Here is a 23,097-nt window from a genome sequence, read left to right on the forward strand (position 1 = left end):
GCAGTGCCGCGCACATCGGCGTCGGGAGCTCTGAGACGTGCGTTGGCCAGCTAGGTCGATGTGCCAGTCGCGGCCCCGTAGTGCGGTCGGGTGCGCGTGTAAGCAGTGCTGCCGTCGTCGGGCCGACTGCTGGCGGGGAGGGGAGACCGGTCGGGCATGCGTTCGGGTCGATGCCCGACCGGTGGTTCGGGGAGACCCGTCGGCATGGCGCCGAGGGGGGAGGGCTGCAAAGTCACACTGATTCCTTGGTCATCATGGAAAGCAAGAGGTGTTTCCGGCGACCAAGGACTGGGGCAGCTGGGGGCAACGCTAGGGGAGTCGTGGCGTGGGGCACAAGCCCCCGGCGTGAATTGTTGAGGGCGCCTCGCTCGGGCGGTGTTAGGTGCGTTCCGTGATGGCGGGCAGTACGGTCTCGCCGGTGGCAACGGCCCGGGCGAGCTCAGCGAGGGGCATCTGGTGTGAGCGGGCGTAGCGTCGGAGGAGCTGGAACGCGGTGTGCATGTCGACCTGGTGGGTGTGGGAGATGAAGCCCTTGGCCTGTTCGATGACCACTCGGCTGTTGAGTGCCCGTTGCAGCTGCTCTTGGGCGAGGGTGGCGTGCTCGACGCTGCGTTGCTGCAGGATGCTGATCGTGGCGACGTCGGTGAGTGCTCGTGCGGCGATCGCGTCCTCGTCGTTCAGTGCGCCAGCGGTCTCACGGAACAGGTTCATCGATCCGAGCGTCGTGTCCCGCAGGCGTAACGGAATGGAGTGCACGGAGGCGTAGCCAGCTTCTTCGGAGGCGGCCGCGAAGCGCGGCCACCGTTGCCGCATTTCGTCAGCGTCGCTGACGGACACGGCTGTTCCGGTCGTGAACGCTTCGACGCAGGGCCCTTCGCCGGCTTCGAGCTGCATCAGGCCGATGAGGTTGCTGCGTTCGCTCGTCGACGCGACGACCTCGAGCTCCTGCCGCTGGTTGGCGAGCAGGATGCCGGCGGCAGAGGCGTCGAAGAGCGCGGTGGCGTTGTCGACGAGGGATTGCAGGAGTTCAACGACGTCGTAGTCGGCGACGAGGGTGTCGGTGAGGGTGACGAACGCGTCGACGAGGCGGTGCTCTCGAGTGGTGACCATGGTCTGTTTTCCTTCCCTACGGTGCATCGTCGTTGTGGTCTGTGAAGTCGACGACTCGGGAGACGACGTCGGCGGCGAGATCCCGGACGGATCGTCCGGCCGCGAAGGCGTGCCCGCGGAGGATTAGGAGAGCGTCGTCCACGTTAGCTCCGGTCTGTGCGGCGAGCATGCCGGATGCTTGGTGCACCTCCCGGCGAGAGTATTCCCCTGCGGCGGTCGCTGGGGTGCCGTCCGCTTCCGATTCGATGCGGAGCAGTGCCCGGCGCAGCACTTGCCGGGCGGCGGCTTCGGTCAACGCGGCCGCCTGCCGGACCGGGCCCGGGTCAAGAGTGCTGGGGGTGCGCGTGTAGAGGTCGACGACTCCGATGTCGAGCGTGCCGAGCCGCATCGGGAACGCGAACACGGCGCCAAGTCCGGTCGCTTGCATTGCCTCCAATGCGACGGGCCACCGCGACGACGTCGCTCGCTGCACATCCGGTTCAAGCACCGGCGTCCCGGTTCGCACGGCTTCCCAGCAGGGTCCTTCGCCGAGGTCGAGCTGGATCTCGTCCAATCGCGCTGCTGTCATGTCGCTCGCGCACACCGTTTCGGATCCGAATGGGTTTCCGACGGTGGAGATCGCGATACCGGTGACCGGTAGCACCGACAAGAACGGTGCACAGAGATCCTCGTCGACCGCAGCACTGTGAAGTGCGGCGGCGGCGCGAGTGAAATCGTCGGCCGCCGTCACCAAAGCTCACCTTCAGTACCAGGGTCGCTGTGCAACTGCTGTCCCTGCCCGTGCATGGTTGACCTCCTCGCTGTCACCAGCGCGAGGTCCAGGCACCGGGTCGCTGCCCACCGTATCGTGCCAGCGCAGTCGCGGTGCACGGTGTGGCATGTTCGGCCTTGCGCCACCTGCACATCAGGTCTACCGTTGCTGACAGCTGCCCCAGCCCCTGGTCGCCGGAACCACCCGGATTCTCGATGACGAACAGGGATGACACCGTGACCACGCAGCTGATTCACCTCGGCGGTTCTCCGCTTCTGCACCATGGACCACCGGTCGGGCGCGCCCCTGATCCCGTGCCCGACCGGTACACCCTCCCCGACGGTCGCTGGCCCGACTCCGCATCAACCGTGCCCGTGGTCGAAGCGGCCCAATAGGCCGCCCTCCCGACCCGTACGACGCACTCTGTGTGGTTGGAAACGAAGTCCGCACTGAAGACCACCGAGTTCTACGTCTGGCTCGTGGTCTCCATCGCGATCCTCATCGCAGCCGCCGTCACCGACAACGGCGACGACAACCAACGCTTCGGCGCCGACCGCGCGTGGCTGTACGTCGCAATCGTGACCGCGGTGTACATCGTCAGCCGCGGCCTGGCCAAGGCTGGCGCCCACCGCCACGACCGCGAAGACAACGACCGCTCCTAACCAAGAAGCACCGATCCATGCAGCCCCTGGTGCCCATGCCTCGTATTGGCACCGGGAGGTGAACCGTACCCACCGGTGACCGGTCATCTAGAGATAAACCGTCCCGGTAGCCGATCGGCTACCGCACACGCGGCAGCCGATTCCTGCACCTGTGAGCAGCTTCGTTCTGTGTCGTCGTTCTCGCTTCGCTCCGTGTCGTGTTCACGTCTCGATAGCGGATTGACTTTCGGACGAGCGCTCGAACGTTCGATGGATCAGCGCTTGCCCTGATTTCGGAGACTCCAAACACCGAGGTGCAGAGACCAAGGCATGAGCACGATCAGCGGCAGCCACGAGCCGATTTTTGACCAGTGTTGATCACCAAGTTCAAGAGCCCCAGGGCAAGCATCAGCGCGGCAGTGATAGTGACGAACCATGCGAGCGCACGAGGTAGGGGTTTGATTGATCCCACGGCGGGATGCTATACGGCACGATCGTCCGGTAGCCGATCGGGTACCGAGAGACATCGGTCCGGGCAGATGACCATGCGAGTGCGACACCCTGCCGGCCGGCTTCGAAACTGACCGCATCCACTGAAGTGCGCCCGTTCGTGACGGCGTAGATCGCGATGACGCAGCCCGCCTCCCGCCCGTCGATCAGACAGTTGCCGCCTTGGCTGTACGTCGCGATCGTGACCGCGGCACACATCGTCAGCAGGGGACTGGCCAAGGCCCGCGTCCACCGCCACGACCGCGAAGACAACGACCGCACCTGAGCGAGAAGAGCTACTACATGCAGCCCCTGGTGCCCATGCCTCGCATCGGCACCGGGTCCGAACCGTACCCGCCGGTGACGGTTCATCGAGAGACGAACCGTCCCGGTAGCCGATCGGCTATCAAGATGCCCAGTAGGGGCGGGCTGAGTGGCTGGACGTGTCTAGCATGGTGGCGATGTCAGGGGAGTGGGTATCGGCGTCCGCTCGGTGTCGGACGGGAGCGATCCGACCACGTTGGACAGGGCGGCTGGTGTTGAACCTGATGGCGACCGTGTCCGGATCGTGTCCGGATCGTGTCCCCGGGTTGCCGGTTAGCCGCCGTGCTGCTCGAAGAGCGCCAGCGACCTTTGCAGCAGCGTCTGGTTCGCGACACCGTTGAAAATGAAGATGCTGCCGTGATCGGTGTGCGGGATCCGCACCGTTGTCACCGCCGCACCGGCTCCACGAGCGGCTTCGGAAAAGCGCAGTGCGCCCGCGATGGGGACCAGGTGGTCGTCGCCGCTGAGTACCAGCAGGGTCGGTGGTGCCTGGTCGCTGACGAAGGTTGAGGGCGACACGGCGGCGGCCCGCGCAGGGTGGGAGGCTGGGCTGCCGCCGAGGTAGTCGGTGACGAACGTCCGCGACGCTCCGCCGAGCACGGCGTCGGGGTTGCCGTAGATGCTCGCCGTGTCGACCCCGGGGAAGGCCGCCGAGACCGCTCGGAGGGCCGGCACAGACCCACCGCATGACGACTCGGCGCGCCCCTGTGCGGCGGCGTAGCCGGCGGTGAGGATCAGACCTCCTCCAGCTGACTCGCCCCACGCGAAGAGCCGTGCAGGATCCCCGCCGTACTGCGCGGCGTGGTCGCCGACCCACCGCAGCGCGCAGCCGACCTGCGGCCCCGCGGTGTCCCACGTCGCTCGGGCGCTGGTGGAGAGCACGTACTGCGGAGCGACGGCGAGGTAGCCGCGGTCCGCGAACCATCGTAGGTTTGCCGCCTGATCCTCCGGCGCGCCGCCGCTCCACCCGCCGCCGTGGACATACATCACAACCGGGTGCCCGCCGCCGCGCGCCGTTCCATGGGGCCGGTAGACGTCCATCTTCAGAGCCGTGCCGTCGACGGTCGTGTACTGCACGACCTCGTCAGGAGCCCCGGCTGTGATCGGCTGCGGATTGAACGTACCGAGCACGTTGATCCGCGCACCCGCGGCGTCCGCGGCACGTACCTGACTCGACAGGATCAGACCGGAGCCGATGGACGCGACCATCCCGACGGCGGTGAGCACCGCACCGGTCCGACGAAGGCCGAGTCGGAAAGCCAGCAGCGTCAGGGCCACGCCCACCAGGGCTATGACGACGAACTGGGGTGCAAGCGGCGTCAGTACGAAAGTTCCGATAGTGCCAATGACCGGAAGGCGGGGTATCGCCGCACCCAGCAGCAGTACCCCGCTCAACAGACAAAGCGCGCCTCCGAGGAGGAGGAGGATCAACCGGACAACCCGTCGGGTCCTCCCCGCCCGCTTCGAACGCTGCGCAACGCTGATGGAATGGGGCACGGATCCTCCTAGGGTTTGAACGAACGGCCGGTGACTACGCTGAACGGCCGGGTCGGGATGAGCGACCGCCGCTGATGCCTTACCGGGCATCATGCTCCGCGCGTTGGGTGAGATGAGGGCTCGACTCCCCGCAGATCGACAGTCCGGGAATTCCCGGCTGAACGGCGGGCGGCGATCGTCTTCGACTATTTGTTTGAAGTCGAAGGGGTGAGGCCCTGCTCTTCAAGCCACTTCAGAGTGATTGACCGGTAAAGCTGAGAACCAAGCGGGCTGGACTGAAACACGTGCTCGCCGTGTGGAACCGAAACGTACGTCGTGTCGACGCCCGCGGCACGCGATGTTCTGGCGAAGTCAGCAACGGCGTGAGCTTGCACGAGGTGATCATTCGTTCCCTGCAAGATGAGCGTGGGCGGTGAAGCGGGAGTGACGTGGGGCGCGGAGGCAACCGCCTTGTATTCCTTCGGGAATTCGGTGGGTGAGCCGCCGACGTATTGCTCGAGGAAGGTCTGCCCCGGGTGCACACCACCGGTCACGCTGTCGTTCCAGAGCGCCACGGGGTTGACGGCAGGGAAGATGACGGCGACGGCATCGACGTCAGGCATAGCGCCAATGCGGTCACAAGCGAGGTCGCCCGAGGCCGTGCGGTAAGCGGTGTTGATGGCGAGGTTCCCGCCCGCGCTGTCACCCATGGATACAAAGGTGGAGGGGTCTCCGCCGTAGCTGGCGGCGTTGGCTTGAGTCCAAGCCATGGCGCAACCAATCTGATCTTCGACGAAGTTGACCGTATGAGATCTTGGGGTTGCGAGGGTGTAAGCGGGTCCGATGACAAGCCAGCCAGCGTTGGTGAGTGCGGGGATGATCTCTTGCATCTCAGCCGGTGAACCGTTGACCCACCCTCCGCCGTGAGTGATGAAAGCAACGGGTGCGTTCTCCGCGGAGCCAGTAGTCGGGCGCCAGATCGATACGTTCAAGCTCTTTCCATCGTGCTCGCCATATGAGACGACATCGTCGGGTGCGGATGTCGACACGGTCAGGCCGAACGGGTTGATCGCAACGCCGTACTGCGCTCCGAGGCTGACGAGCTGCGTGGTGATGACGGCGCAACCGATCACGGTCACGGCCGCAACGCCGGTCATGATGCCTCGCCAGATGCCCCGACGTCGCAATAGCAACCACACGGCCACACCCAGGCCGATGAGAGCCGCTAGACCGAGCCAAGTCGACGCTCCCGACAGCGCCGCACCGATGACGCCGAGACCCAGAAGCCTGGGGAAGAACGCGCCGAGAACCACGAGACCGAGCACGACGATCAGGACCGAGCCAGCGATCTTCGCCACCCACAGGGCGATCACCCAGCCGGGAGAAGGGCGCGCTGGTCGGTGGTGAGCGTCGGAGGTGCCTCGAGTCATGCGTACACCCTAACGCAAAATTACAATCAACTGCACTATTGCATCTGGTAGCATCATCCTGTGACCGACGATCCATCCCATCGAGAGCGCGCGAAGGCGCGGCGAACGAAGGCAATCGAGCTGGCGGCGATGCAACTGTTCGCTACGCAGGGCTACAACCAAACGACCGTGGCCGATATCGCGTTGGCCGCGGAGGTGGCTCCACGAACGGTGTCATTGCGTTTTCCGACGAAACTCGATATTGCTCTCGCGTCGACCAACGCAGCAATGCTGCGCTTGGCGGATGTTCTCTCCAGTTCTCATCGGACGCGTGGAGTGGTTGACACGGTGGTTGACTGGGTCCAGAACGAGATTGCTCTCACTGATCCCGGCGAACGCGAACTTCGCGCATCGATGTTCCGGGCCAACCCTGCACTACGCGCCATGACAAGCATCCAAGGTGAGGCAACGGTCAAGGTCGGTATCCAGGCACTGGCCATGGAACTCGGGGTGCCGCCAGAAACGCCAGTTGTGCACACGATTTACGGCGCTATTGCGGGCGCAATCCAAGAGACCGAGCTGCTACCCGATGTCCGTGGCGAAAGCGGGCAGACATTCGAAGCGCTCCGAACATTTCTCCACGCGGGCATAGCTGCTCTGCAAGCACAGCCGCGCAGCTGAATCAACGCGTAGCCAGGCCGCAATGCCCAGTCCTGATGGTCGCGAGGGAGTGCTTTTGCCAGCCTGCTCTTGCAGGTGGATGCGCGGAAAGCTGTACATTGCGTCAGCTCGTTCGCTCGTCTCGCCTTACCGAATTGCACTGTGGCGCAATGCGTGGTTCGGCTTGTGGCGGTACGTCTGTTCTGAGCCAAGACGAATAATTCAGTACCGGTAGAACCCTTCGCGGGTGGGGATGCCGAGCTTGCCCTGATCGAGGCAGTTCGCCTTGAGGTACGCGGCCCACACCTGGCCGGCGGGCTCGGGGCTGGCGACGGCGACGTGGTAGGCGGTGGTGAGTCCGATCACGTCGTAGATCTGGAATGGTCCCGAGGGAGCCCCGGTCCCGCGGCGCCAGGTCTTGTCGACGGTTTCGGGGTCGGCGACGCCCTCGAGCACCAGTCCGGCCGCGGCGTTCAGCAACGGAACGAGGAGTGAGTTGAGGACGTAGCCAGCCTTCTCCTTCCTGATCTCGATCGGCACGAGGCCGCTGCGCTCGGCGAAGTCGACGACCGCGCGGAATACCTCGGGATCGGTGTCGGTTGTGCCCATCACCTCGGCGGTGTTCTGCCGCCAGACGTTGTTCGCGTAGCGCAGCGCGAGGAAGCGGTCCGGACGACCGGTGGGGTCCTTGAGGTCGCTCGGCAGGAGGGTTGATGAGTTCGTCGCGAAGATCGTCTTCTCGGGAGCGGCAGCGCCCAGTGCGGAGTAGAGGGCGCGCTTGATCTCGAGGTCCTCGGGGACAGGTTCGATGACGAGGTCGGCGTTGACCACAGTCTCCGCGAGGTCGCTGGAGTAGCGCAGGCGGGTGAGCGCGAGCTCCGCGGCCGTGTCGCCTGCTGCGACCTCGGTCGCGTAGATTTCCGAGCCCGGCGAATCGCTCGTGGGCGCCCTCGAGGGCGGCGTCGGTGCCCTCGGGAATGCGCGCGATGAGGTCGATCTCCGTCGCGGACCGCGACCATCGAACGGAAACGGCTCCGGAGGAAGTGAGGAGCTCGCTCTCGACCCAGTCGAGGGTGCTCCCGGGTTGCGGAGCGATGAGGATCCGGCGGTATCCAGGTTCGAGGGGCGCGATGCCGGCGACGACACGGTGCATCCAGGTTCGAGGGGCGCGATGCCGGCGACGACACGGTGCATCCAGTCGGCGACGGAGCCGAGGGCGTAGTGGTTGAAGCTCGTCATCTCGCCCGGGTTGATGGTGCCGTCGGGCAGCATCGAGTCCCAGCGCTCCCAGATGGTGGCCGCGCCCATTGTGACCGTGTAGAGCCAGGACGGGCACTGCTGCTGCAGGAGCAGCTCGTAGGCCGTGTCGATGTGCCCGATGCTGCTGAGCGCGTCGGTGATGAACAGGGTTCCCGCGAAGCCGGTGGAGATGACGTGACCACTGGCGGCGACCAGCTCGGCGAGGCGGTGGTGCAGTCGCTGAGGATGCGGTGCGCCGAGGTGTCGACGTAGCCGTCGCGGAACGCGGCGCGGAGGCGGGTCGCGAGCTCGGCGAACTCGCTGTGAGCGTCCTCCAGGCCGAGGAGGGACGCTGCTTCAGCGGTGACGACGGCACTGCGGTAGGCGCTGGCGGTCGCGACGACACCTGGGTCGACTTTCGCCGCCCACGGCATCTGGGATCGGTGTCGGGATCGAGCCAGTCGCCGAACTGGGAATTCGCGTTTCAGAGCCTGTCCGAGGACAGCAGCGACGCGACCCGGCGCAGATGAGCGGCCATGGACGGGAAGGCCTCCTGCTGTACCGTCCGGTCGCCGTACGCCTGCCACAGCGCCCGCGGCACCCAAACGACGGCATCGCTCGGCAATTGCCCGGTGGGAAAGCCACCCGTCGTGCCCGTCGGCGTCGCGACACCACGCCCAGCCGCTCTCCGGATCATCCAGGACGAGTTGGACCGTGGTGTGCGGCTGGCTCTTCCAACGGTCGACGTCGCCGACGCATAGGCGCACATCGAGTCGGCATACGCGGCAACCCCGAACGCGGGGCTGTTTGTCCGCTCGGCGTCGTGTTGACTGGTTCGATGGGACCAGATGCGGCGCAGGACGGCCCGGACATAACCGTGGCCAGTGCGCCGGCTGGCCGCCGGCTGGTCCGGATCCGAGGCGACGCGGATACCGGCCCCGTCAGCTTACCCATCGGCCAGCCGCTGATGGCTCCGCTGGTGAAGCAGGCGGTCGTGGCCGGGTTCATCACATCCGCTGCAGTCGCCAGCACGCTCACGCCGTGGCTTCCTGTGTCCGAGCCCATCAGCATGTGGACCGGGGTCGCGTGTGCGCTGCTAGCGCTCCTGGTCGCGGCCGCGATTCCGCGGTGGCCGTGGCTCCTGCGTGCTGAGTTGCTGCTGCCGGCGGTGGATTTCATCGCTATCGGGCTGCTGCGGTATGGCACCGGGGGGACCCGGTCGGTGTTCCTGGCGATCGTGGTGTTGCCCGTCATCTGGATCGCCGCTAACCCTGGCCGTCGGCATATCGTCTACCCGCTGATCGGTACATGCGTGACGTTGCTGTTGCCGTACGTGATCGCACCGGGCGCGATACCGGGCAGTGAGGCTGTCCGGCTCGTGGTCGTGGTGCTGGTGTATGGCGCGGCTGCGGCGGTTACGAACGAACTTTCCCGTCGTGCAACGCTCCGCCTCGACGTCGCGCAACGGCTGGGACGGGTGATGGAGTCGGAGATCGTGCAGGCCGCGCTCATGCAGCAGGCGCTGCTGCCGAACGATGCTGCCTCGCTGCCCGCGCAGCTCGAAGCGGTCGGCGTATGCATCCCGGCGAAGCGTGTTGGCGGGGACTTCTACGACTGGTTTCCAACACAGACCGGAGCAGCATTCACCCTGGGCGACGTGATGGGGAAGGGCGTCGCTGCCGGCATGATCGCGGCTGCGGTGCGGTCGGTGATCCGAAGCACCGTTGACGACTCGGACGCCGCGCAGGGACTCCGCCGTGCGGCGGCCGGGATTGCATCGGACGGCAGCGCCCTCCTGAGCGGCCAATTCACAACCTGCTTTCACCTCCGCGTCGACCGGGACGGCACCGCGCAGTGGGCCGACGCGGGCCACGGTCTCACGATCCTGCGTCGTGCCGATGGGACACAGGAACCGCTTCGTTCCGCTGATCTGCCACTTGGTATTGGCATGTCGTGGTCGAGCGTGCCCGTAACCCTGGTCGACGGCGACGCGATCGTTTCTATCAGCGACGGCGTACTCGACCTCTTCGGCACCGGCGCCGACACCTTCGACCGCTTTTCCGACCTGCTCGAGGAACACGGCACTGCTGCCTCGGTTGTCGCAGCAGTTGCCGCCCTCGCGACCGCGAGTGATCACCCCGACGACGTCACCATCCTCGCAGTCACGTACCGTGCGTCGGTGGCCGCCGAAGGGCAATGAACGGGAACCTTCCGCTGTCACGCGTCCTGCACCGCGCTCTCATGGTGGTGTTCGAGCGGTGAAGATGGATTCGTTCGAGATGTTTGTGCGGCCCTGAGTCGATGTCGAGATGGTGGTCGCTAGCGTCGAGACGTGGGCAGCCAGTGCCGGCGCGACGGTGCTTGGAGAGCGATGAAGAATCTCGGCTACGGCTCAGAGACGATCCTGGTGACGGATGCTGCCGCGTCGGCGGTCTTGCACTACGCGGCGGTCCTTGCGCACACAGGCGGTGGAGATGTCGTGGACGTGCCAACCTGCGACGAATATGGCGTTGCTGCGACCGCGAGTGTGGTCCTCGGTCCCGGGATTCCGGTGCTGGCGACCAACGCTTCCGATGACTTGTCGGAGGACGACGATCCTGATTTCGTTCAGGAGCTCACCAGGCGCGTCGCTCTCGCTCTCGCTGGCGTGCCGAGCCACAGACCCGGTGGGGCCTGACCTTGCTCGCTGACTAGCCGTACAAGCGGCTTGTTCGCGATAGTGGCCCCTCGAGCGAGTCCGCATCAGCTGAGTGGTGAGTGCGGGTCTTCCAATGTCCGCGTTCCGCAACCGGGATCTGCGGTGGAGTTCAGATGCGGGCTTGGCGATGTCAGGATGCTGTGGTGACGGCAACGCCGCTCCCGGAACGGCCGCCCACGTTCCGGAGGACGAAAGTGGTGGCGATCAGCGAACACCGCGGTGCTGAGCTCGAGGAAGCGTACGGCCTCACTGATGGCGTCGAGGGATCTCTCGATCAGTTTCAGTACGTCAGCGCCGGGGATGCGGACGTGTCGATGCGCGGGGCCGTGGTCGCGGGCACCCGGACCGGTCGCATGCAACGGCGGCCCCAACACATTGTTTTCTGGATCGGGGACGGCTCCGCAACCATCACCCCTGAGTCCGCTGCTGCGATGACCGTCGTGCCCGGTCGGCCGATGTTCCTCTCGAGCAGTGTCCTTTACGACTTCACCGCCGACACCCGCAAGGTGTCGATGCTGCACCTGTCCAATCGGCTCCTCCGACAGCATCTCGGGAACCGTGGCATCTACGTGCCCGGTCCAGTCGTCTTCGACGAACAACCCGCTGACCTCGACGCGCTGCGTCGGCTGCGGGAGGAACTCCGTCGGAGCACCCCCGACCTGGTGGACGAGTCGATCGAGGGGGCCGCTCGAACGATGCTGAACGCACGGGTCGCTGACTCGATCATCGACACCTTCCGTGTGCGTGTTCCTTCGAGCGACACGTTGACACCCGTCGCACGTGCGGTGGACTTGATGCATCGTGAAGCGTGCAGTCCGCTGGCGTTGCGCGATCTTGTGGCTGCATCTGGGTTGAGCGCGAGGGGGCTTCAGGGTGCCTTCGCCCGCGTGCACGGGATGACTCCGCTGCAATACCTGCGCAACGTCCGCCTCAACGGTGTACGACGAGACCTCCAGGACGAGGCCGCGACAAGCGTCGCAGACATCGCACGCCGTTGGCAGTTCCACCACCTCGGCAGATTCGCGCGCACCTACGCCGATCGGTTCGGTGAGCCACCGAGCCAAACGCTCCGACGACGGCAGCACTGACCGCGCAGGCGCTACCGGGCGACCGGCGAGCTGTGATGCCCAGGGACGTTGTGTCGTTGAGCATCACACTCGGTGCTGTCAGGTGGTGAGTGCGGCGGTGTCGGGGTGGGGGATGGTGTGCCAGAGGTCGACTTCGTCATCGGCGTCGAAGCCGAGGGCGGCGGCTGTTTCGTCGGGGGTGGAGGCCACGATGGTGATGGCGGTGCCGGATTCGGGTTGTCCGGTGCGGATGACGATGCGGCTGGATTGCACGGACTCGAGTTGGTGGGCGGCGTCGTTGAGGAGGGCGTCGAGTGCCGGTGCCGTGATTTTGTCGAGGCCGCCGTCGTCGAGGACTTGGACGAGAGTGCCGCGGCGGCGGTGGTCGGAGATGACCTGGCGGATGGCGCTGTTGAGCAGGCTGCGGCCGCGTATTTCGTCTCGGAGGGCTTGTTCGAGGACACGGCATTCGGTCCGGGAATCCTCATCGAGGATCCCGTTGGTGGTGATGATGCGGTGGAGCATGGGGGCGGCGGTGTTACCGGCGTGCTGGAGTCGCTGCTGCCGCTCGTTGTTGAATGCGTCTTGCTCTGCGTACTGGATGGTGAGGTCGCGGTGTTTCAACGCAGCGGTTCGGGCGGCGGCGGTGACTTGCCGGATGGCGCGGTGGATGAGGAGTCCTGCGATGACGATGACGATTTCTCCGGCGAGACCCAGGCGGATGACCCCGGCGGGTCCGGCCCACACGGCGATTTGGGTCACGAGCGCGGTCACGGTGATGACAGGGGGTACCCGACGGCCGGCCATCCACCCCATGGCGGCGCCGGCAAGGACTCCGCAGGTGTAGCGGGCGACGGACGCGGCGTCGAAATCGGCTGGATCAAGCCCGATTGTGGCGATGCTGCACAGCAGCACGGCCACGCAGGTGGTCGTCCATGCCGCCCGGTCAGACATGACTCCTCGCCTTGCGCCTCGGATGAGGGCGGGAAGGATGGCGAGGCCCAGGACTGAGGAAAGGATGGACGCGTAAGCGTGGGTGTTAACGAGGGCGTCGACGGTGGCGATCAGGACGGCTGCAACGATCGTTGCGGCGAAGAGCTGGTAGAGGCGTCGGCGGGGCAAAAAGCTCAGGAGTGATTCGCCGGGTCGACGGGTCAGCGGTGTGTATGTCGGGTCCGGATGCCATTCCAGAGTGACCACGGTGCCGTTGCCGGGTGAAGAGCGGATGTGCGCCGTGCCACCGACGTGTCGGATGCGTTCCAGGATCGAGACTCGTATTCCGAGCCGTTCGGCGGTGACGGCGTTGGGGTCAAAGCCGTGGCCGTCGTCGGAGATGACGACGCGGAGGCCGCCGCCTCTGACGCCGGAACCGACCACAGACCGTGTCGCCGACGTCCCGGCGTGCTTGACGCTGTTGACGAGAGCCTGGACGGTCGCCGAGACAAGCGCATCACCCACCTCCGGCGGCAGTTCTATTGAGTCCACATCCGTCAGCGCGAAGTGAACGGTGTCGGGAGAGAGCGACAGGCCAGCTGCAACCGATGACCAGACGAGACCGAATTGTGCGACCGTCGGCTGCGTGGACTGGCGTTCGTGGGACGAGACGATCGCGAGGGCTTCGTAGGACATGCTGACTGCGCGCTCGGGTGTCTGCTGGCTCGCGGCCGTCAGCAGAGCAGCGAGCACAGTGTCATGCAGCAGCGCATCAGTGCGGACGCGTTCTGTCTCCGTCGCCGCCTGCCGTTGCTGGTCCTCGAAGAGGAGCTGTGCTTGACGTTCGACCGTGTCCGCATGATCGGCACGCACCCGCAATGCCCGCACCCCCATGATGAGTCCGACGATGAGGAGTTGGAGGCCGAGGAAAACGATAAGGGTGTGACTGATGGGGAACCGTCCGGCGTAGACGCACGCGAGAGCGACGTTGAGTCCGGTGCAGACAAGCCCCGCGCGCAGTGGACGGACCTCGGCCAGCACGGCGCAGCTGAAAGCGATGAGCGACAGGCCGAGAAGCCATGGCGTTGACCCTGACGGCAAGGAGTCAGGAATCGTGAATGGTTCCAGGAGGAGAAGACCGATGTAGCTGGCGACCGGGATCCACAGTCCCGCCTTGACTGCTCCCGTGCGGCGTAGAAGTGCAATCGGCAAGGCGACAACCATCACGCCGGCCAAGGACAAGGACACGGCGATCAGTGGAAAGGGGGCAATCCAATGATCAGCCGGGAATCCCGGTAGGGCTAGTAGCGTCAACAGCGCTGCCACGGTGGCGAGAGTCGCGGTCATGCCGCGCTCAACCCCGAACCGAAGCAACGCCGAAGCGCTCCATGGGCGATGCTCGGGGCTGGGGAACCCGCCTCCGGATGCCTCGCGGCCCGGAGGCGGTTGATGGACCGCCAGGTCAATAGGTCTCGCGGGCACGTCCCAACGGTAGACCGACCAAAGCCACGAAGGGACTCCCCAGAAGGGGCCACGGTGCGCGCTCGTCCCTGGGGAGACTAGGGCATTGAGAATGATCGCGGCCGACTTCCCGCTGACTGGGCACTAGGTGGTTAAGAGGGCTTGCTTCGATACCTGCCCTACTGATGTCCGCTGACATAACTGCGCCCCATCGGCGCGAAGGAGAACAGCCGGCCACCTAGATGGTCGCTGGCTGGTCTGCTCGGGGGAGCGGCGTCAGTGCGCGACATCGAAGGCGTCGCTTGGGATTCGATGCCGGAGGACCGAAGACGTGACCCATACCGACTACGCGTCGACTGCGCTCGTGCGGCGTCGTGCAGCCGGGTGTCGGTTGGGTAGCTGGGAGGGCCCGCCGCCCTGGATACGCTGCCGGAGAGTTTCGCCCGTGCTGTAGCGCTCGGGTAGTCGTCCACGCTCCTGCAGGAGCGGTGTGACGTATGTTCCGAAGTCCCGCACGGTGTCGAACGAGTGGTATTGGCGGAGGTTGATGCCGTCGAGGCCGTCATCGTCGAGCCACCCCTCGATCTGCTCGGTGACCGCCTCTGGTACACCGGCGGCCCAGAATGCGCCGTGCCACGCTTCGTTCACTCGGTCGAGCAGTTCACCGACGGTGGCGTCGAGCGCTACCCGGCCGACGAGCCGTTCGCCGCCTTCGACTCCCTCGGCCTCGAGTGCGTCACGGACGGTGCGGTTTCTCGGGTGGCGGAGTGCGTTGAACGGGATGCTGCCGTGGATCAGGGGACCTTCCTCGCTTTGGAACGCCCGGTACTGCGCGACCTTCTCGTCGACCTCCCGCTGCGTCGGAGCGGTGATGACGGCCGCCTGGGTGACGAATTTTACGTCGTCGCGGTCGCGTCCAGCGGCTTCCGCCGCGTCACGTACGGCGTCGGCGGTTTGCTGGACTCCGTGACCGCCGGTGAAGACGACTTCGGCGTGCGTGCCCGCGCGCGCGATGCCGGCGGGTGATCCGGTCGCAAGGAAGAGCGTGGGGGTGCGCTGCGGCGAGGGTTCGGAGAGGTGTGGTCCGGCAACTCGGAAGTGCTCGCCGACGTGGTCGATGGTGTGCACCTTGTCCGGGTCGGTGTAGACCCCGCGCTCCGCGTCGCGCACGACGGCGTCGTCTTCCCAAGAGCCTTCCCAAAGTTTGTAGAGGACGTCGAGGTATTCGTCGGCGATCTCGTACCGGGTGTCGTGCGGGATCTCGTCGGCGAGCCCAAAGTTCCGGGCAGCGTTCGGGAGGTAGCTCGTGACAACGTTCCAGCCCACCCGGCCGTTGGTCAAGTGGTCGAGGGTCGACATCCGACGGGCGAACGCGAAGGGCGGCTCGTAGCTGGTCGAGAAGGTGATACCGAATCCGAGGTGTTCGGTGACCGCGGCCATCGCTGGCACGACCAGCATTGGGTCGTTGTTTGGGATCTGCAGCCCCTCCCGAAGTGTCGGCGCGGCGGAGCCGCCATACACGTCGTAGGCGCCGAGAACGTCGGCGATGAAGATCGCGTCGAACTGTGCTGCTTCGGCGGTGCGGGCAAGCTCGGTCCAGTACCGAATGTCGGTGTACCGGTGGCGGTTGTTGCCGGGGAGCCGCCAGAGACCGTGGGTGATGTGCCCGACGCAGTTCATCTCGAACAGGTTGAGCAGGAGTCGCTTCGGCATGCCGCCGAGGTTAGGCACCGCAGGTTTTCCGCGGAGTCCCGTGACGATGTGTGTCGTTGCGTTGCCGCGCGTTGCACGACACCTGGTGCCCGGATTGTGCCGCCCTTACTGTCGCCTCTCATGACACGCACCCATGGTTTGCGCTCCGCTTTTGCGGTCATCTCGACCGTCGCCGTCGTCGCGGTGATAACCGGGTGCAGTGGCGCTTCGACGGCGGCGACACGCGATAGCGGTCCGGTGCGTGGCGGCACGCTTGTGTACGCCACCGACCGGGAACCGACCTGCCTTGACCCGCACAACTCCGGCGACATGCCGCAGACCTACATCGCCAGGCAGTACTTGGACTCGCTCGTGTCGTTGCAGAAGGACGGGTCGGTGAAGCCGTGGCTTGCGTCGAGCTGGAAGATCTCCGCCGATGGCAAGCAGTACGACTTCACGCTGAAGCCGAACGTGCAGTTCACCGACGGCACCCCGTTCGATGCCCAAGCGGTGGTGGACAACTTCACCCAGATCCTCGATCCGGCGACGCAGTCATCGACCGACCTGCTGTACCTGAGCGGGTACTTCGACCGCGCCACCGCGATCAGTGACCACGTCGTCCGGGTGTCCCTGAAGCGGCCGTACTCGCCGCTCTTGGCCGCGCTATCGCAGGCGTTCTTCGGCATGGAGTCCCCGAAGGCCATGGCGCGCGGGCTTGCGGCGAATTGCGAGTCACCGGTCGGGACCGGACCGTTCAAGGTCGCGAAATGGAACCACGAGCGGGACGTTGAGCTGGTCCGGAACGACCACTACAACAGCGCGCCGGACGATGCGAAGCACCAGGGCCCCGCGTACCTGGATGGGATCACGTGGAAGTTCCTGAAGGACAACACGACCCGGTACGGCGCGTTGAGTTCCGGGGAGGCGGACGTGATCTTCAACGTGCCACCGGAGAGCGAAGGGCTGGCGAAGTCGGACCCGACGATCGACTTGCAGTCGTTCGTGCACTCGGGTTCGCCGTTCAGTCTGGACATCAACACGCAGAGCACCGTCTTCAGCGACATCCGGGTGCGAAAGGCCTTCGTGCACGCCTCCGACGCCAAGGAAGCTGTGGAGAGCGCCTACAACGGTGTGTTCCCGTACGAGGGCAACAATGTCTCCTCCGGGACGTCGCACTACGACCCGGCGTACCACGAGCCCTTCCCGTACGACCCAGCGTCGGCGAAGCGACTGCTGGACGAGGCCGGTTGGACCGGACGCGACGCCGATGGCTACCGGACCAAGGACGGACAGACGCTCACGGTGAAGCTGCCGTACAACGCCGACTCCGCCGAGACTCCGCCCGCGGATGTCACGATCCTGCAAGACATCCAAGCGATGGAGAAACGCGTCGGGATCAAGGTCGTGCTGCAGGCGCTGGACTCGTCGTCGATGAACGCCGTCTGGGGTGACCCAAAGGCTTACGACCTGCTCGGAAACTACTGGAACAGCCCAACCCCGCACGTCATGTACATCAAGTACTCGAAGGCGACTTACGACATCGACAACGGGCAGAACTCGGCGTTCGCGTACGACGACGAACTCGACCGGCTGCTCATCGAGGGCACGGCGACGACCGACACCGCGCAGCAGGCGGCTGCGTATTCGAAGGCGCAGGCGCTGCTGTCGTCGAAAGCCTGGTCGCTGCCGCTCTACCCGATTCAGACCCGCCTCGGCATCTCCGAGCGCGTCGGCGGCGTGTGGATTGAACCCAGTGAGGGCGAGCCGGTCCTCTCCGACGCCTACCTGATTGACGGAGGCAAGTGATGGTCATCCGAGTTACCCGACGCATCATCGAGGCGGTGATCCTACTCCTCGCTGTCGGCACCATCGTGTTCTTCCTCGAACACGCGGTGCCCGGTGACCCGGCGGTTGCGATCCTCGGCGGTGCTGCTGCGCACCCCACGAAAGAAGCCGTCGCCGCGGTCACGGAGCAGTACGGCTTCGACCGGCCGCTCCTGGTGCAGTACGTCGACTTCCTCGGCGGGTTGTTCCGGCTCGACTTCGGGGAGTCCTACACGCTGAAGCAGTCCGTCACGACCGTCATCGCGGGCCAGATCGGCCCGACCTTGGCGCTGACGGTGTCCGCACTCGTCATCGCGTGGGTGCTCTCGATCACCTCGACGCTCCTCACCGCCGGCAAGCCGGGCATCATCGGACGCCTCGGGTCCGTTGTCGAAACCGTCGCCGCAGGCCTCCCGCAGTTCTGGCTCGGCCTGGTGCTGCTACTCGTCTTTGCAGTACAGCTGCACTGGTTCCCGGTGATCGGCTCGGGAGTGCTCGGCATCGTTCTGCCAGCGCTGACCCTCGCCATCCCGCTCGCGGGATTCCTCGGGCAGGTCACCCGCGACGAGTTCGAGGACAAGCAGCAACAGCCGTTCGTCCTATCCGCCCGCAGCCGGGGTCTGTCCGGTCGTGCAATCCGCGGGAAGTATGTGCTCCGGCACGCGGCGCTGCCCGGTGTGACGCTGTCCGGCTGGGGCCTCGGGTCGTTGATCTCTGGAGCCGTAATCGCCGAGGTCGTCTTCGCCCGCCAGGGCATCGGGCAGGTCCTGGTCACCGCCGTGAGTGCGCAGGACCTGCCGCTCGTCATCGGCATCACGTTCGTCGTCGCACTCGTGTACGTCGTGGCGAACATCCTCACCGACCTCGCATACGTCGTGGTGGACCCGCGACTGCGCAGCACGAGCGGAGCCGCAGCATGACCACAGCAACGATCGCGCCAACCGAATCCACGACCCTGCAGCCCGATCCGGCGTCGGCCAGGCCCGATCTGCGAACGGTGCGGCGGGCCTCCCACCCGTTGCAACGCATCTCGTTCTGGGTGGCGGCGGCGTTCATCGCGCTCGTCACAGTGGCTGCTCTCTGGCCGTCCCTGCTCGCACCGCAGGACCCGCTCGCCATCGACCTCGGCAAGAGCTTCGACGCACCCAGCTGGCAACACGTGTTCGGTACCGACCAGTCCGGCCGAGACGTCTACTCGCGCGTCGTGCACGGCGCCGGGCAGTCGGTCCTCATCGGAGTGGGCGCGACCGCGCTCGGCCTCGCCGGGGCCGTTCTCCTCGGCGCCCTCGGCGGACTCGGCGGCCGAGCCGTCGACGCCGTCGTGACGCGTGTCATCGAGGTGCTCTACGCGTTCCCGGGGATCCTGCTCGCGCTGATCTTGATCGCCATCTTCGGATCAAGCGCCGGGACGCAGATCCTCGCCGTCGGCATCGCCACCATTCCGGGATACGCCCGGATGGTGCGTGGACAGGTGCTCGCGGTCCGCGGTGCCGCATACGTACAGGCCGAACGCACGCTCGGGCATTCGGCGGCGCACGTCCTGTTCCGGACGCTGCTGCCCAACGCGTTCCGGCCGCTCACGGTGCTCGTCACGCTCGGTATCGGACAAGCGATCGTTTGGGCGTCCGCACTCGGATTCCTCGGCATGGGCGTACAACCCCCAGCCCCTGAGTGGGGCGCGATGCTCAACGCCGGCCGGAACTACCTGCAGCAGGCGTGGTGGCTCGACTTCTGGCCGGGCGTCGTGATCGTGCTCCTCGCGCTATCGCTGACCGCCGTTGGCCGCGCCGTCCGAACCCTGACCCAGCCTGGAGGCCCACGATGACCCCGTCTTCCGTTCGCACGTCCGCCCCGGCTCCGGACGCCCCAGCGGACGCCCCCGTGGTCGAGGTCCGGGACCTCTCCGTCGCCTTCGGCGGCAGGACCGTTGTGCAGGACGTCTCATTCACCCTTGAGGCGGGCCGGAGCGTAGCGATCGTCGGGGAATCCGGCTCCGGTAAGAGCGTCACCGCGAAGTCGCTGCTCGGCCTCAACGGTCCGTCGTCGACGACGACCGCTTCGGCTCTGTCGCTTGGCGGACGCGACCTGCGGAACCTGTCCGACGGCTCATGGCGGAAGGTGCGGGGCAAGGACGTTGGGTACGTCCTGCAGGACGCCCTCGTCTCACTCGATCCGCTCCGGAAAGTCGGCGCCTCCGTCGCCGACGCGCTCCGCGCGCACGGCGTTGGGCCCCGATCCGTCCGAGAGCAGCAGGTACTCGCCCTGCTCGAGCGTGTCGGAGTGCTGTCGCCGGCGCTGCGTGCCCGACAGCTGCCGTCGGAACTGTCCGGCGGGCTCCGACAGCGGGCACTCATCGCCGCAGCGATCGCCCTCAACCCCGCCGTCCTGATCGCCGACGAGCCCACGACCGCCCTCGACACCACCGTGCAGGCGCAGATCCTCGCGCTCCTCGACGAGCTTCGCGCAGGCGGAACCGGACTTGTACTTATCAGCCACGACCTCGGCGTCGTCGAGCAGCTCGCTGACGACGTCGTGGTGATGCAGCACGGGGTCGTCGTCGAGCAGGGACCGGTCGGCCACGTCCTCGGCGACCCGCAGCACCCGTACACGAAGCGGCTGCTCGCAGCGATCCCTTCAGCGCACGCGCCGGGGACGCGGCTGTCCGACGCTTCAAGAGCGACTCTTGCGCCGCGGCCGGCGTCACGACCGGTGCCCGCCCCCGGGTCTCTGGTGCTGTCCGTCTCGCACGTGACCAAGCGTTACCGGGGACCCGACCGAATCGTTCGGACCGTGGTCGACGACGTCTCGTTCGACCTGCGTGCGGGAGAGACGCTCGGCATCGTGGGGGAGTCCGGGTCCGGGAAATCCACGACCGCCGCGATCGCGCTCGCGCTGACACCACCGTCCTCGGGGGACGTCACATTAAAGGGAAGGCCCTGGTCGGCACTGTCGGAACGTGCTCGCCGAGCGGATCGGCCGCGGATCGCCATGGTGTCGCAGGACCCGTTGTCGTCATTCGACCCACGCCGAACCGTGGGCGAGTTGATCCGTTCGGCGCTCACTGGAGCGCGCGCCGCCCGTGGAACACCCGAGGACGCCCGCTCCGACACCGCGCGCGTGGAGGAGCTGCTCACCGGCGTCGGAATCGACGCGTCGCTTGTACGGCGACACCCGTCGACGCTGTCCGGCGGGCAGCGACAGCGCGTCGCGATCGCCCGCGCGCTTGCCACTGACCCCGACGTGCTCGTCCTCGATGAAGCCGTCAGCGCGCTTGATGTGTCTGTCCAGGCGCAGGTACTCGACCTACTCGCCGATATCCGTCGGGAGTATGGCACCGCCGCGCTGTTCATCTCGCACGACCTCGGTGTCATCCACCACGTCAGCGATCGCGTGCTCGTGCTTCGCGACGGCCGCGTCGTGGAGGAAGGAACAGCCGACGAGGTGTTCCGCTCACCACGCGACCCCTACACGCAAGGGTTGCTCGACGCGATCCCCGGCGTCAGCGTCCACCGGAACCTCCAGGAGACATCATGACCACCACGACACTCCCCAACAGCAGCACCCTGCTGCAGCGCTTCACGCCGGTCTTCGAGCGAATCGCAGCCGGTGCGGTGGAGCGCGAGCAGACCCGCTCCCTGCCGCACGAGCAAGTCAGGTGGCTGGCGAACTCGGGGTTCACCGCCGTGACGGTACCGACATCCTCCGGCGGAGCCGGCGCATCAGCCAGTGACCTTTTCGCCCTGCTCATCCGTCTCGCCGAGGCCGATTCAAACCTCCCGCAACTCCTCCGCGCACACTTCGCTTTCGTCGAGGAACTGCTCCTCGAGCCCGACATCGTCCGCCGTGACGAGTGGCTCACGCGCATCGCCGCGGGGGAGGTGTTCGGCAACGCCAGCCATGAGCGCTCCACCGCGACAGTCGGATCCTTATCGACGCACATCGTGCCCGACGGCGACGGCTGGCGGCTGCACGGCGAGAAGCACTACAGCACCGGCACGATCTTCGCCGACTGGACGACCGTCACCGCACGCACACCCGACGGGCACACCGTCGGGGTCACCGTACGCGTCGATGACCCCGGCGTGGAAGTCCGCGACGACTGGAATGGCTTCGGGCAGCGACTGACCGGCAGCGGTACAACAAAGTTCAACGGCGTCCGAGTCGAACTCTGGCAACTCCGTCCAGAGCGTGCCGAGCGCCGGACAGTTCTCCCGGCCTACCTGCAGGCAGTGCTCCTCGCCTCACTCGCTGGAGTCAGCGCCGCGGCCGCGCGTGATGCCGCAAAGTTCGTCCGCTCCCGGACCCGCCACTACCAGCACGGCGCCGGCCCGACAGCAGCAGCCGACCCGCTCGTGCAGTCCGTGGTCGGACGGATCGCGGCGGACGCCGTCGCCGCGGAGGCCCTCGTGCTGAACGCCGCGGCGGCCATCGATGACGCACACGACGCAATCGTGGACGGTGTGACCGGCGCTGATCTCGGCGCGTTGATCGACGCAGCGGAACTGCGAACAATTGCGGTGCAGAGCACGGTTGTCGAAGTGGTCCTCCGAGCCGTGACGACTCTGTTTGACGTCGGCGGCGCCAGTGCAACCGACCGTGATCGTTCCCTCGACCGGCATTGGCGGAACGCCAGGACACTGTCGTCGCACAATCCAGTCGTGTTTCAGCAACGAGTGATCGGCGACCACCTCCTCAATGGTGCTTCGCTGACCTATTTCTGGGCCACCGGCGAAGCCGCATCGTCAGCGTGATTCACCGGCCGTAACACGTGCCACGAAACGTCGAGTTGCTCAACCAGTGACATACCGACGCGGACACGAACAGCCGGCCGCCTCGAGGGGTAGCCGGCTGTTCCGCGTGGGGGAGCGGTGTCAGTGCGCGGCGTCGTACGCGTCGCGGACGGCCTGGCTGATGCGGCCGCGCGAGGAGACCTCGTGGCCGTTCGCGTTCGCCCACTCGCGGATCTTCGCGAGCTCTTCCGAGTTGCCGCGCTTCGGGCTGGTGGTGGCGCCCGCGCGCCCGGAGCGGCCGCTGACCTTCCGGGCGGCGGCGACGTAGTCGGAGAACGCTTCGCGGAGCGCGTCGACGTTGTCGTCAGTGAGGTCGATTTCGTAGTGGGCGCCATCGAAGCCGAACGCGACGGTGCGGCCCGCGCCGTCTTCGATGGTGTCGCCGGTGAGATCGTCGACGAGGTGCGTGGTGACTTTCTGCGCCATGGGAGGTCGCCTTTCGCTCGAGGGGAACACATCCACCTTGGCATAGCGAAACCCCTAATACGCATTCTTGAGTCCTCGTTGAATCTTCCGATCAGGCAGACTGGGCA

The 23,097-nt window shown here is 66.2% G+C and carries 19 protein-coding genes and 3 pseudogenes; 11 read left to right on the forward strand and 11 right to left on the reverse strand.

Annotation, left to right across the window (positions count from 1 at the left end; all coding sequences use genetic code 11):
* Positions 1-378 precede the first annotated feature (378 nt).
* Both Q9R26_RS17775 and Q9R26_RS17780 read right to left on the reverse strand, forming a co-directional pair.
* Complete coding sequence (locus Q9R26_RS17775) at positions 379-1,110, reverse strand: GAF and ANTAR domain-containing protein (protein WP_311228076.1); 732 nt, start codon at positions 1,108-1,110, stop codon at positions 379-381.
* 16 nt (positions 1,111-1,126) lie between these two features.
* On the reverse strand, positions 1,127-1,840 hold the full coding sequence (locus Q9R26_RS17780; RefSeq protein ID WP_311228077.1) for a GAF and ANTAR domain-containing protein: 714 nt from the start codon (positions 1,838-1,840) through the stop codon (positions 1,127-1,129).
* A 446-nt stretch (positions 1,841-2,286) separates the two neighbouring features.
* Between Q9R26_RS17780 and Q9R26_RS17785 the strand changes: the two genes are divergently transcribed.
* Positions 2,287-2,523, forward strand: a complete 237-nt coding sequence (locus tag Q9R26_RS17785; protein ID WP_311228078.1) for a hypothetical protein — start codon at positions 2,287-2,289, stop codon at positions 2,521-2,523.
* Positions 2,524-2,910: 387 nt separating this feature from the next.
* Here the strand turns inward: Q9R26_RS17785 and Q9R26_RS17790 are convergent, their stop codons facing one another.
* The 3 genes from Q9R26_RS17790 to Q9R26_RS17800 all read right to left on the reverse strand — a co-directional run bounded on the left by Q9R26_RS17790 (position 2,911) and on the right by Q9R26_RS17800 (position 6,221).
* Entirely contained in the window at positions 2,911-3,231 is a 321-nt protein-coding gene (locus Q9R26_RS17790) for a hypothetical protein (RefSeq protein ID WP_311228079.1), read from the reverse strand.
* A gap of 357 nt (positions 3,232-3,588) precedes the next feature.
* On the reverse strand, positions 3,589-4,812 hold the full coding sequence (locus Q9R26_RS17795; RefSeq protein WP_311228080.1) for an alpha/beta hydrolase: 1,224 nt from the start codon (positions 4,810-4,812) through the stop codon (positions 3,589-3,591).
* A 185-nt stretch (positions 4,813-4,997) separates the two neighbouring features.
* Positions 4,998-6,221 carry an alpha/beta hydrolase gene (locus Q9R26_RS17800; RefSeq protein ID WP_311228081.1) on the reverse strand — a complete coding sequence of 408 codons (1,224 nt, stop codon included), beginning with the start codon at positions 6,219-6,221 and terminating at the stop codon, positions 4,998-5,000.
* A gap of 60 nt (positions 6,222-6,281) precedes the next feature.
* On the opposite strand from Q9R26_RS17800, the gene Q9R26_RS17805 reads away from it, so the two are divergent.
* Positions 6,282-6,881: a helix-turn-helix domain-containing protein gene (locus Q9R26_RS17805; protein ID WP_311228082.1), complete on the forward strand. Its 600-nt coding sequence runs from the start codon at positions 6,282-6,284 to the stop codon at positions 6,879-6,881.
* A gap of 201 nt (positions 6,882-7,082) precedes the next feature.
* Here the strand turns inward: Q9R26_RS17805 and Q9R26_RS17810 are convergent, their stop codons facing one another.
* The 3 genes and pseudogenes from Q9R26_RS17810 to Q9R26_RS17820 form a co-directional block, all read right to left on the reverse strand.
* Positions 7,083-7,691 carry a 3-hydroxyacyl-CoA dehydrogenase NAD-binding domain-containing protein gene (locus tag Q9R26_RS17810; protein WP_311228083.1) on the reverse strand — a complete coding sequence of 203 codons (609 nt, stop codon included), beginning with the start codon at positions 7,689-7,691 and terminating at the stop codon, positions 7,083-7,085.
* 181 nt (positions 7,692-7,872) lie between these two features.
* Positions 7,873-8,013, reverse strand: a pseudogene (locus tag Q9R26_RS17815) (alpha-L-rhamnosidase C-terminal domain-containing protein); the annotation flags it as partial.
* An 86-nt stretch (positions 8,014-8,099) separates the two neighbouring features.
* Positions 8,100-8,336 (reverse strand): annotated as a pseudogene (locus Q9R26_RS17820) (alpha-L-rhamnosidase); the annotation flags it as partial.
* Between the two features lie 601 nt (positions 8,337-8,937).
* Here Q9R26_RS17820 and Q9R26_RS17825 point away from each other — a divergent pair.
* The 3 genes from Q9R26_RS17825 (at position 8,938) to Q9R26_RS17835 (ending at position 11,885) form a co-directional block, all read left to right on the forward strand.
* Positions 8,938-10,299: a SpoIIE family protein phosphatase gene (locus Q9R26_RS17825; protein ID WP_311228084.1), complete on the forward strand. Its 1,362-nt coding sequence runs from the start codon at positions 8,938-8,940 to the stop codon at positions 10,297-10,299.
* 171 nt (positions 10,300-10,470) lie between these two features.
* The gene (locus Q9R26_RS17830; RefSeq protein WP_311228085.1) at positions 10,471-10,776 is read left to right on the forward strand and encodes a hypothetical protein; all 306 of its coding nucleotides are present in this window, start codon (positions 10,471-10,473) and stop codon (positions 10,774-10,776) included.
* Positions 10,777-10,994: 218 nt separating this feature from the next.
* The gene (locus Q9R26_RS17835) at positions 10,995-11,885 is read left to right on the forward strand and encodes a helix-turn-helix domain-containing protein (protein ID WP_311228086.1); all 891 of its coding nucleotides are present in this window, start codon (positions 10,995-10,997) and stop codon (positions 11,883-11,885) included.
* A gap of 78 nt (positions 11,886-11,963) precedes the next feature.
* On the opposite strand, the gene Q9R26_RS17840 is transcribed toward Q9R26_RS17835, so the two are convergent.
* On the reverse strand, positions 11,964-14,144 hold the full coding sequence (locus Q9R26_RS17840) for an ATP-binding protein (RefSeq protein WP_311228087.1): 2,181 nt from the start codon (positions 14,142-14,144) through the stop codon (positions 11,964-11,966).
* Positions 14,145-14,603: 459 nt separating this feature from the next.
* Entirely contained in the window at positions 14,604-15,971 is a 1,368-nt protein-coding gene (locus Q9R26_RS17845; RefSeq protein WP_396136843.1) for an NtaA/DmoA family FMN-dependent monooxygenase, read from the reverse strand.
* 120 nt (positions 15,972-16,091) lie between these two features.
* Between Q9R26_RS17845 and Q9R26_RS17850 the strand changes: the two genes are divergently transcribed.
* The 6 genes and pseudogenes from Q9R26_RS17850 to Q9R26_RS17870 all read left to right on the forward strand — a co-directional run bounded on the left by Q9R26_RS17850 (position 16,092) and on the right by Q9R26_RS17870 (position 22,525).
* A complete protein-coding gene (locus Q9R26_RS17850; protein WP_311228089.1) occupies positions 16,092-17,756 on the forward strand; it encodes an ABC transporter substrate-binding protein in 1,665 nt (554 codons plus the stop codon).
* Positions 17,756-18,694, forward strand: coding sequence for an ABC transporter permease (locus Q9R26_RS17855; protein ID WP_311228090.1), 939 nt, complete (start codon positions 17,756-17,758; stop codon positions 18,692-18,694). The genes Q9R26_RS17850 and Q9R26_RS17855 overlap by 1 nt, the downstream gene beginning before the upstream one ends.
* Positions 18,691-19,599, forward strand: coding sequence for an ABC transporter permease (locus tag Q9R26_RS17860; RefSeq protein WP_311228091.1), 909 nt, complete (start codon positions 18,691-18,693; stop codon positions 19,597-19,599). The genes Q9R26_RS17855 and Q9R26_RS17860 overlap by 4 nt, the downstream gene beginning before the upstream one ends.
* Positions 19,596-20,387 (forward strand): annotated as a pseudogene (locus Q9R26_RS18660) (ATP-binding cassette domain-containing protein); the annotation flags it as partial. The gene Q9R26_RS17860 and the pseudogene Q9R26_RS18660, both read left to right, overlap by 4 nt.
* Before the next feature lie 177 nt (positions 20,388-20,564).
* Positions 20,565-21,308: an ABC transporter ATP-binding protein gene (locus tag Q9R26_RS18665; protein ID WP_396136844.1), complete on the forward strand. Its 744-nt coding sequence runs from the start codon at positions 20,565-20,567 to the stop codon at positions 21,306-21,308.
* Positions 21,305-22,525 (forward strand): acyl-CoA dehydrogenase family protein, encoded by a 1,221-nt coding sequence (locus Q9R26_RS17870; protein WP_311228093.1) that lies wholly within the window; start codon positions 21,305-21,307, stop codon positions 22,523-22,525. The genes Q9R26_RS18665 and Q9R26_RS17870 overlap by 4 nt, the downstream gene beginning before the upstream one ends.
* A gap of 120 nt (positions 22,526-22,645) precedes the next feature.
* Here Q9R26_RS17870 and Q9R26_RS17875 read toward each other — a convergent pair whose 3' ends face one another.
* Entirely contained in the window at positions 22,646-22,990 is a 345-nt protein-coding gene (locus tag Q9R26_RS17875) for an Lsr2 family protein (protein ID WP_311228094.1), read from the reverse strand.
* Between the last annotated feature and the right edge of the window lie 107 nt (positions 22,991-23,097).

The organism is Curtobacterium sp. BRB10 (assembly GCF_031844325.1).
Taxonomy (GTDB): domain Bacteria; phylum Actinomycetota; class Actinomycetes; order Actinomycetales; family Microbacteriaceae; genus Curtobacterium; species Curtobacterium poinsettiae_A.

What these genes read in the sequence shown, in the direction of transcription:
- Q9R26_RS17775 (WP_311228076.1), bottom strand. Translation starts at nt 1,110, where the DNA reads ATGGTCACCACTCGAGAGCACCGCCTCGTCGACGCGTTCGTCACCCTC.
- Q9R26_RS17800 (WP_311228081.1), bottom strand. Translation starts at nt 6,221, where the DNA reads ATGACTCGAGGCACCTCCGACGCTCACCACCGACCAGCGCGCCCTTCT.
- Q9R26_RS17825 (WP_311228084.1), top strand. Translation starts at nt 8,938, where the DNA reads ATGGGACCAGATGCGGCGCAGGACGGCCCGGACATAACCGTGGCCAGT.
- Q9R26_RS17830 (WP_311228085.1), top strand. Translation starts at nt 10,471, where the DNA reads ATGAAGAATCTCGGCTACGGCTCAGAGACGATCCTGGTGACGGATGCT.
- Q9R26_RS17840 (WP_311228087.1), bottom strand. Translation starts at nt 14,144, where the DNA reads ATGACCGCGACTCTCGCCACCGTGGCAGCGCTGTTGACGCTACTAGCC.
- Q9R26_RS17845 (WP_396136843.1), bottom strand. Translation starts at nt 15,971, where the DNA reads ATGCCGAAGCGACTCCTGCTCAACCTGTTCGAGATGAACTGCGTCGGG.
- Q9R26_RS17850 (WP_311228089.1), top strand. Translation starts at nt 16,092, where the DNA reads ATGACACGCACCCATGGTTTGCGCTCCGCTTTTGCGGTCATCTCGACC.
- Q9R26_RS17855 (WP_311228090.1), top strand. Translation starts at nt 17,756, where the DNA reads ATGGTCATCCGAGTTACCCGACGCATCATCGAGGCGGTGATCCTACTC.
- Q9R26_RS17860 (WP_311228091.1), top strand. Translation starts at nt 18,691, where the DNA reads ATGACCACAGCAACGATCGCGCCAACCGAATCCACGACCCTGCAGCCC.
- Q9R26_RS17870 (WP_311228093.1), top strand. Translation starts at nt 21,305, where the DNA reads ATGACCACCACGACACTCCCCAACAGCAGCACCCTGCTGCAGCGCTTC.
- Q9R26_RS17875 (WP_311228094.1), bottom strand. Translation starts at nt 22,990, where the DNA reads ATGGCGCAGAAAGTCACCACGCACCTCGTCGACGATCTCACCGGCGAC.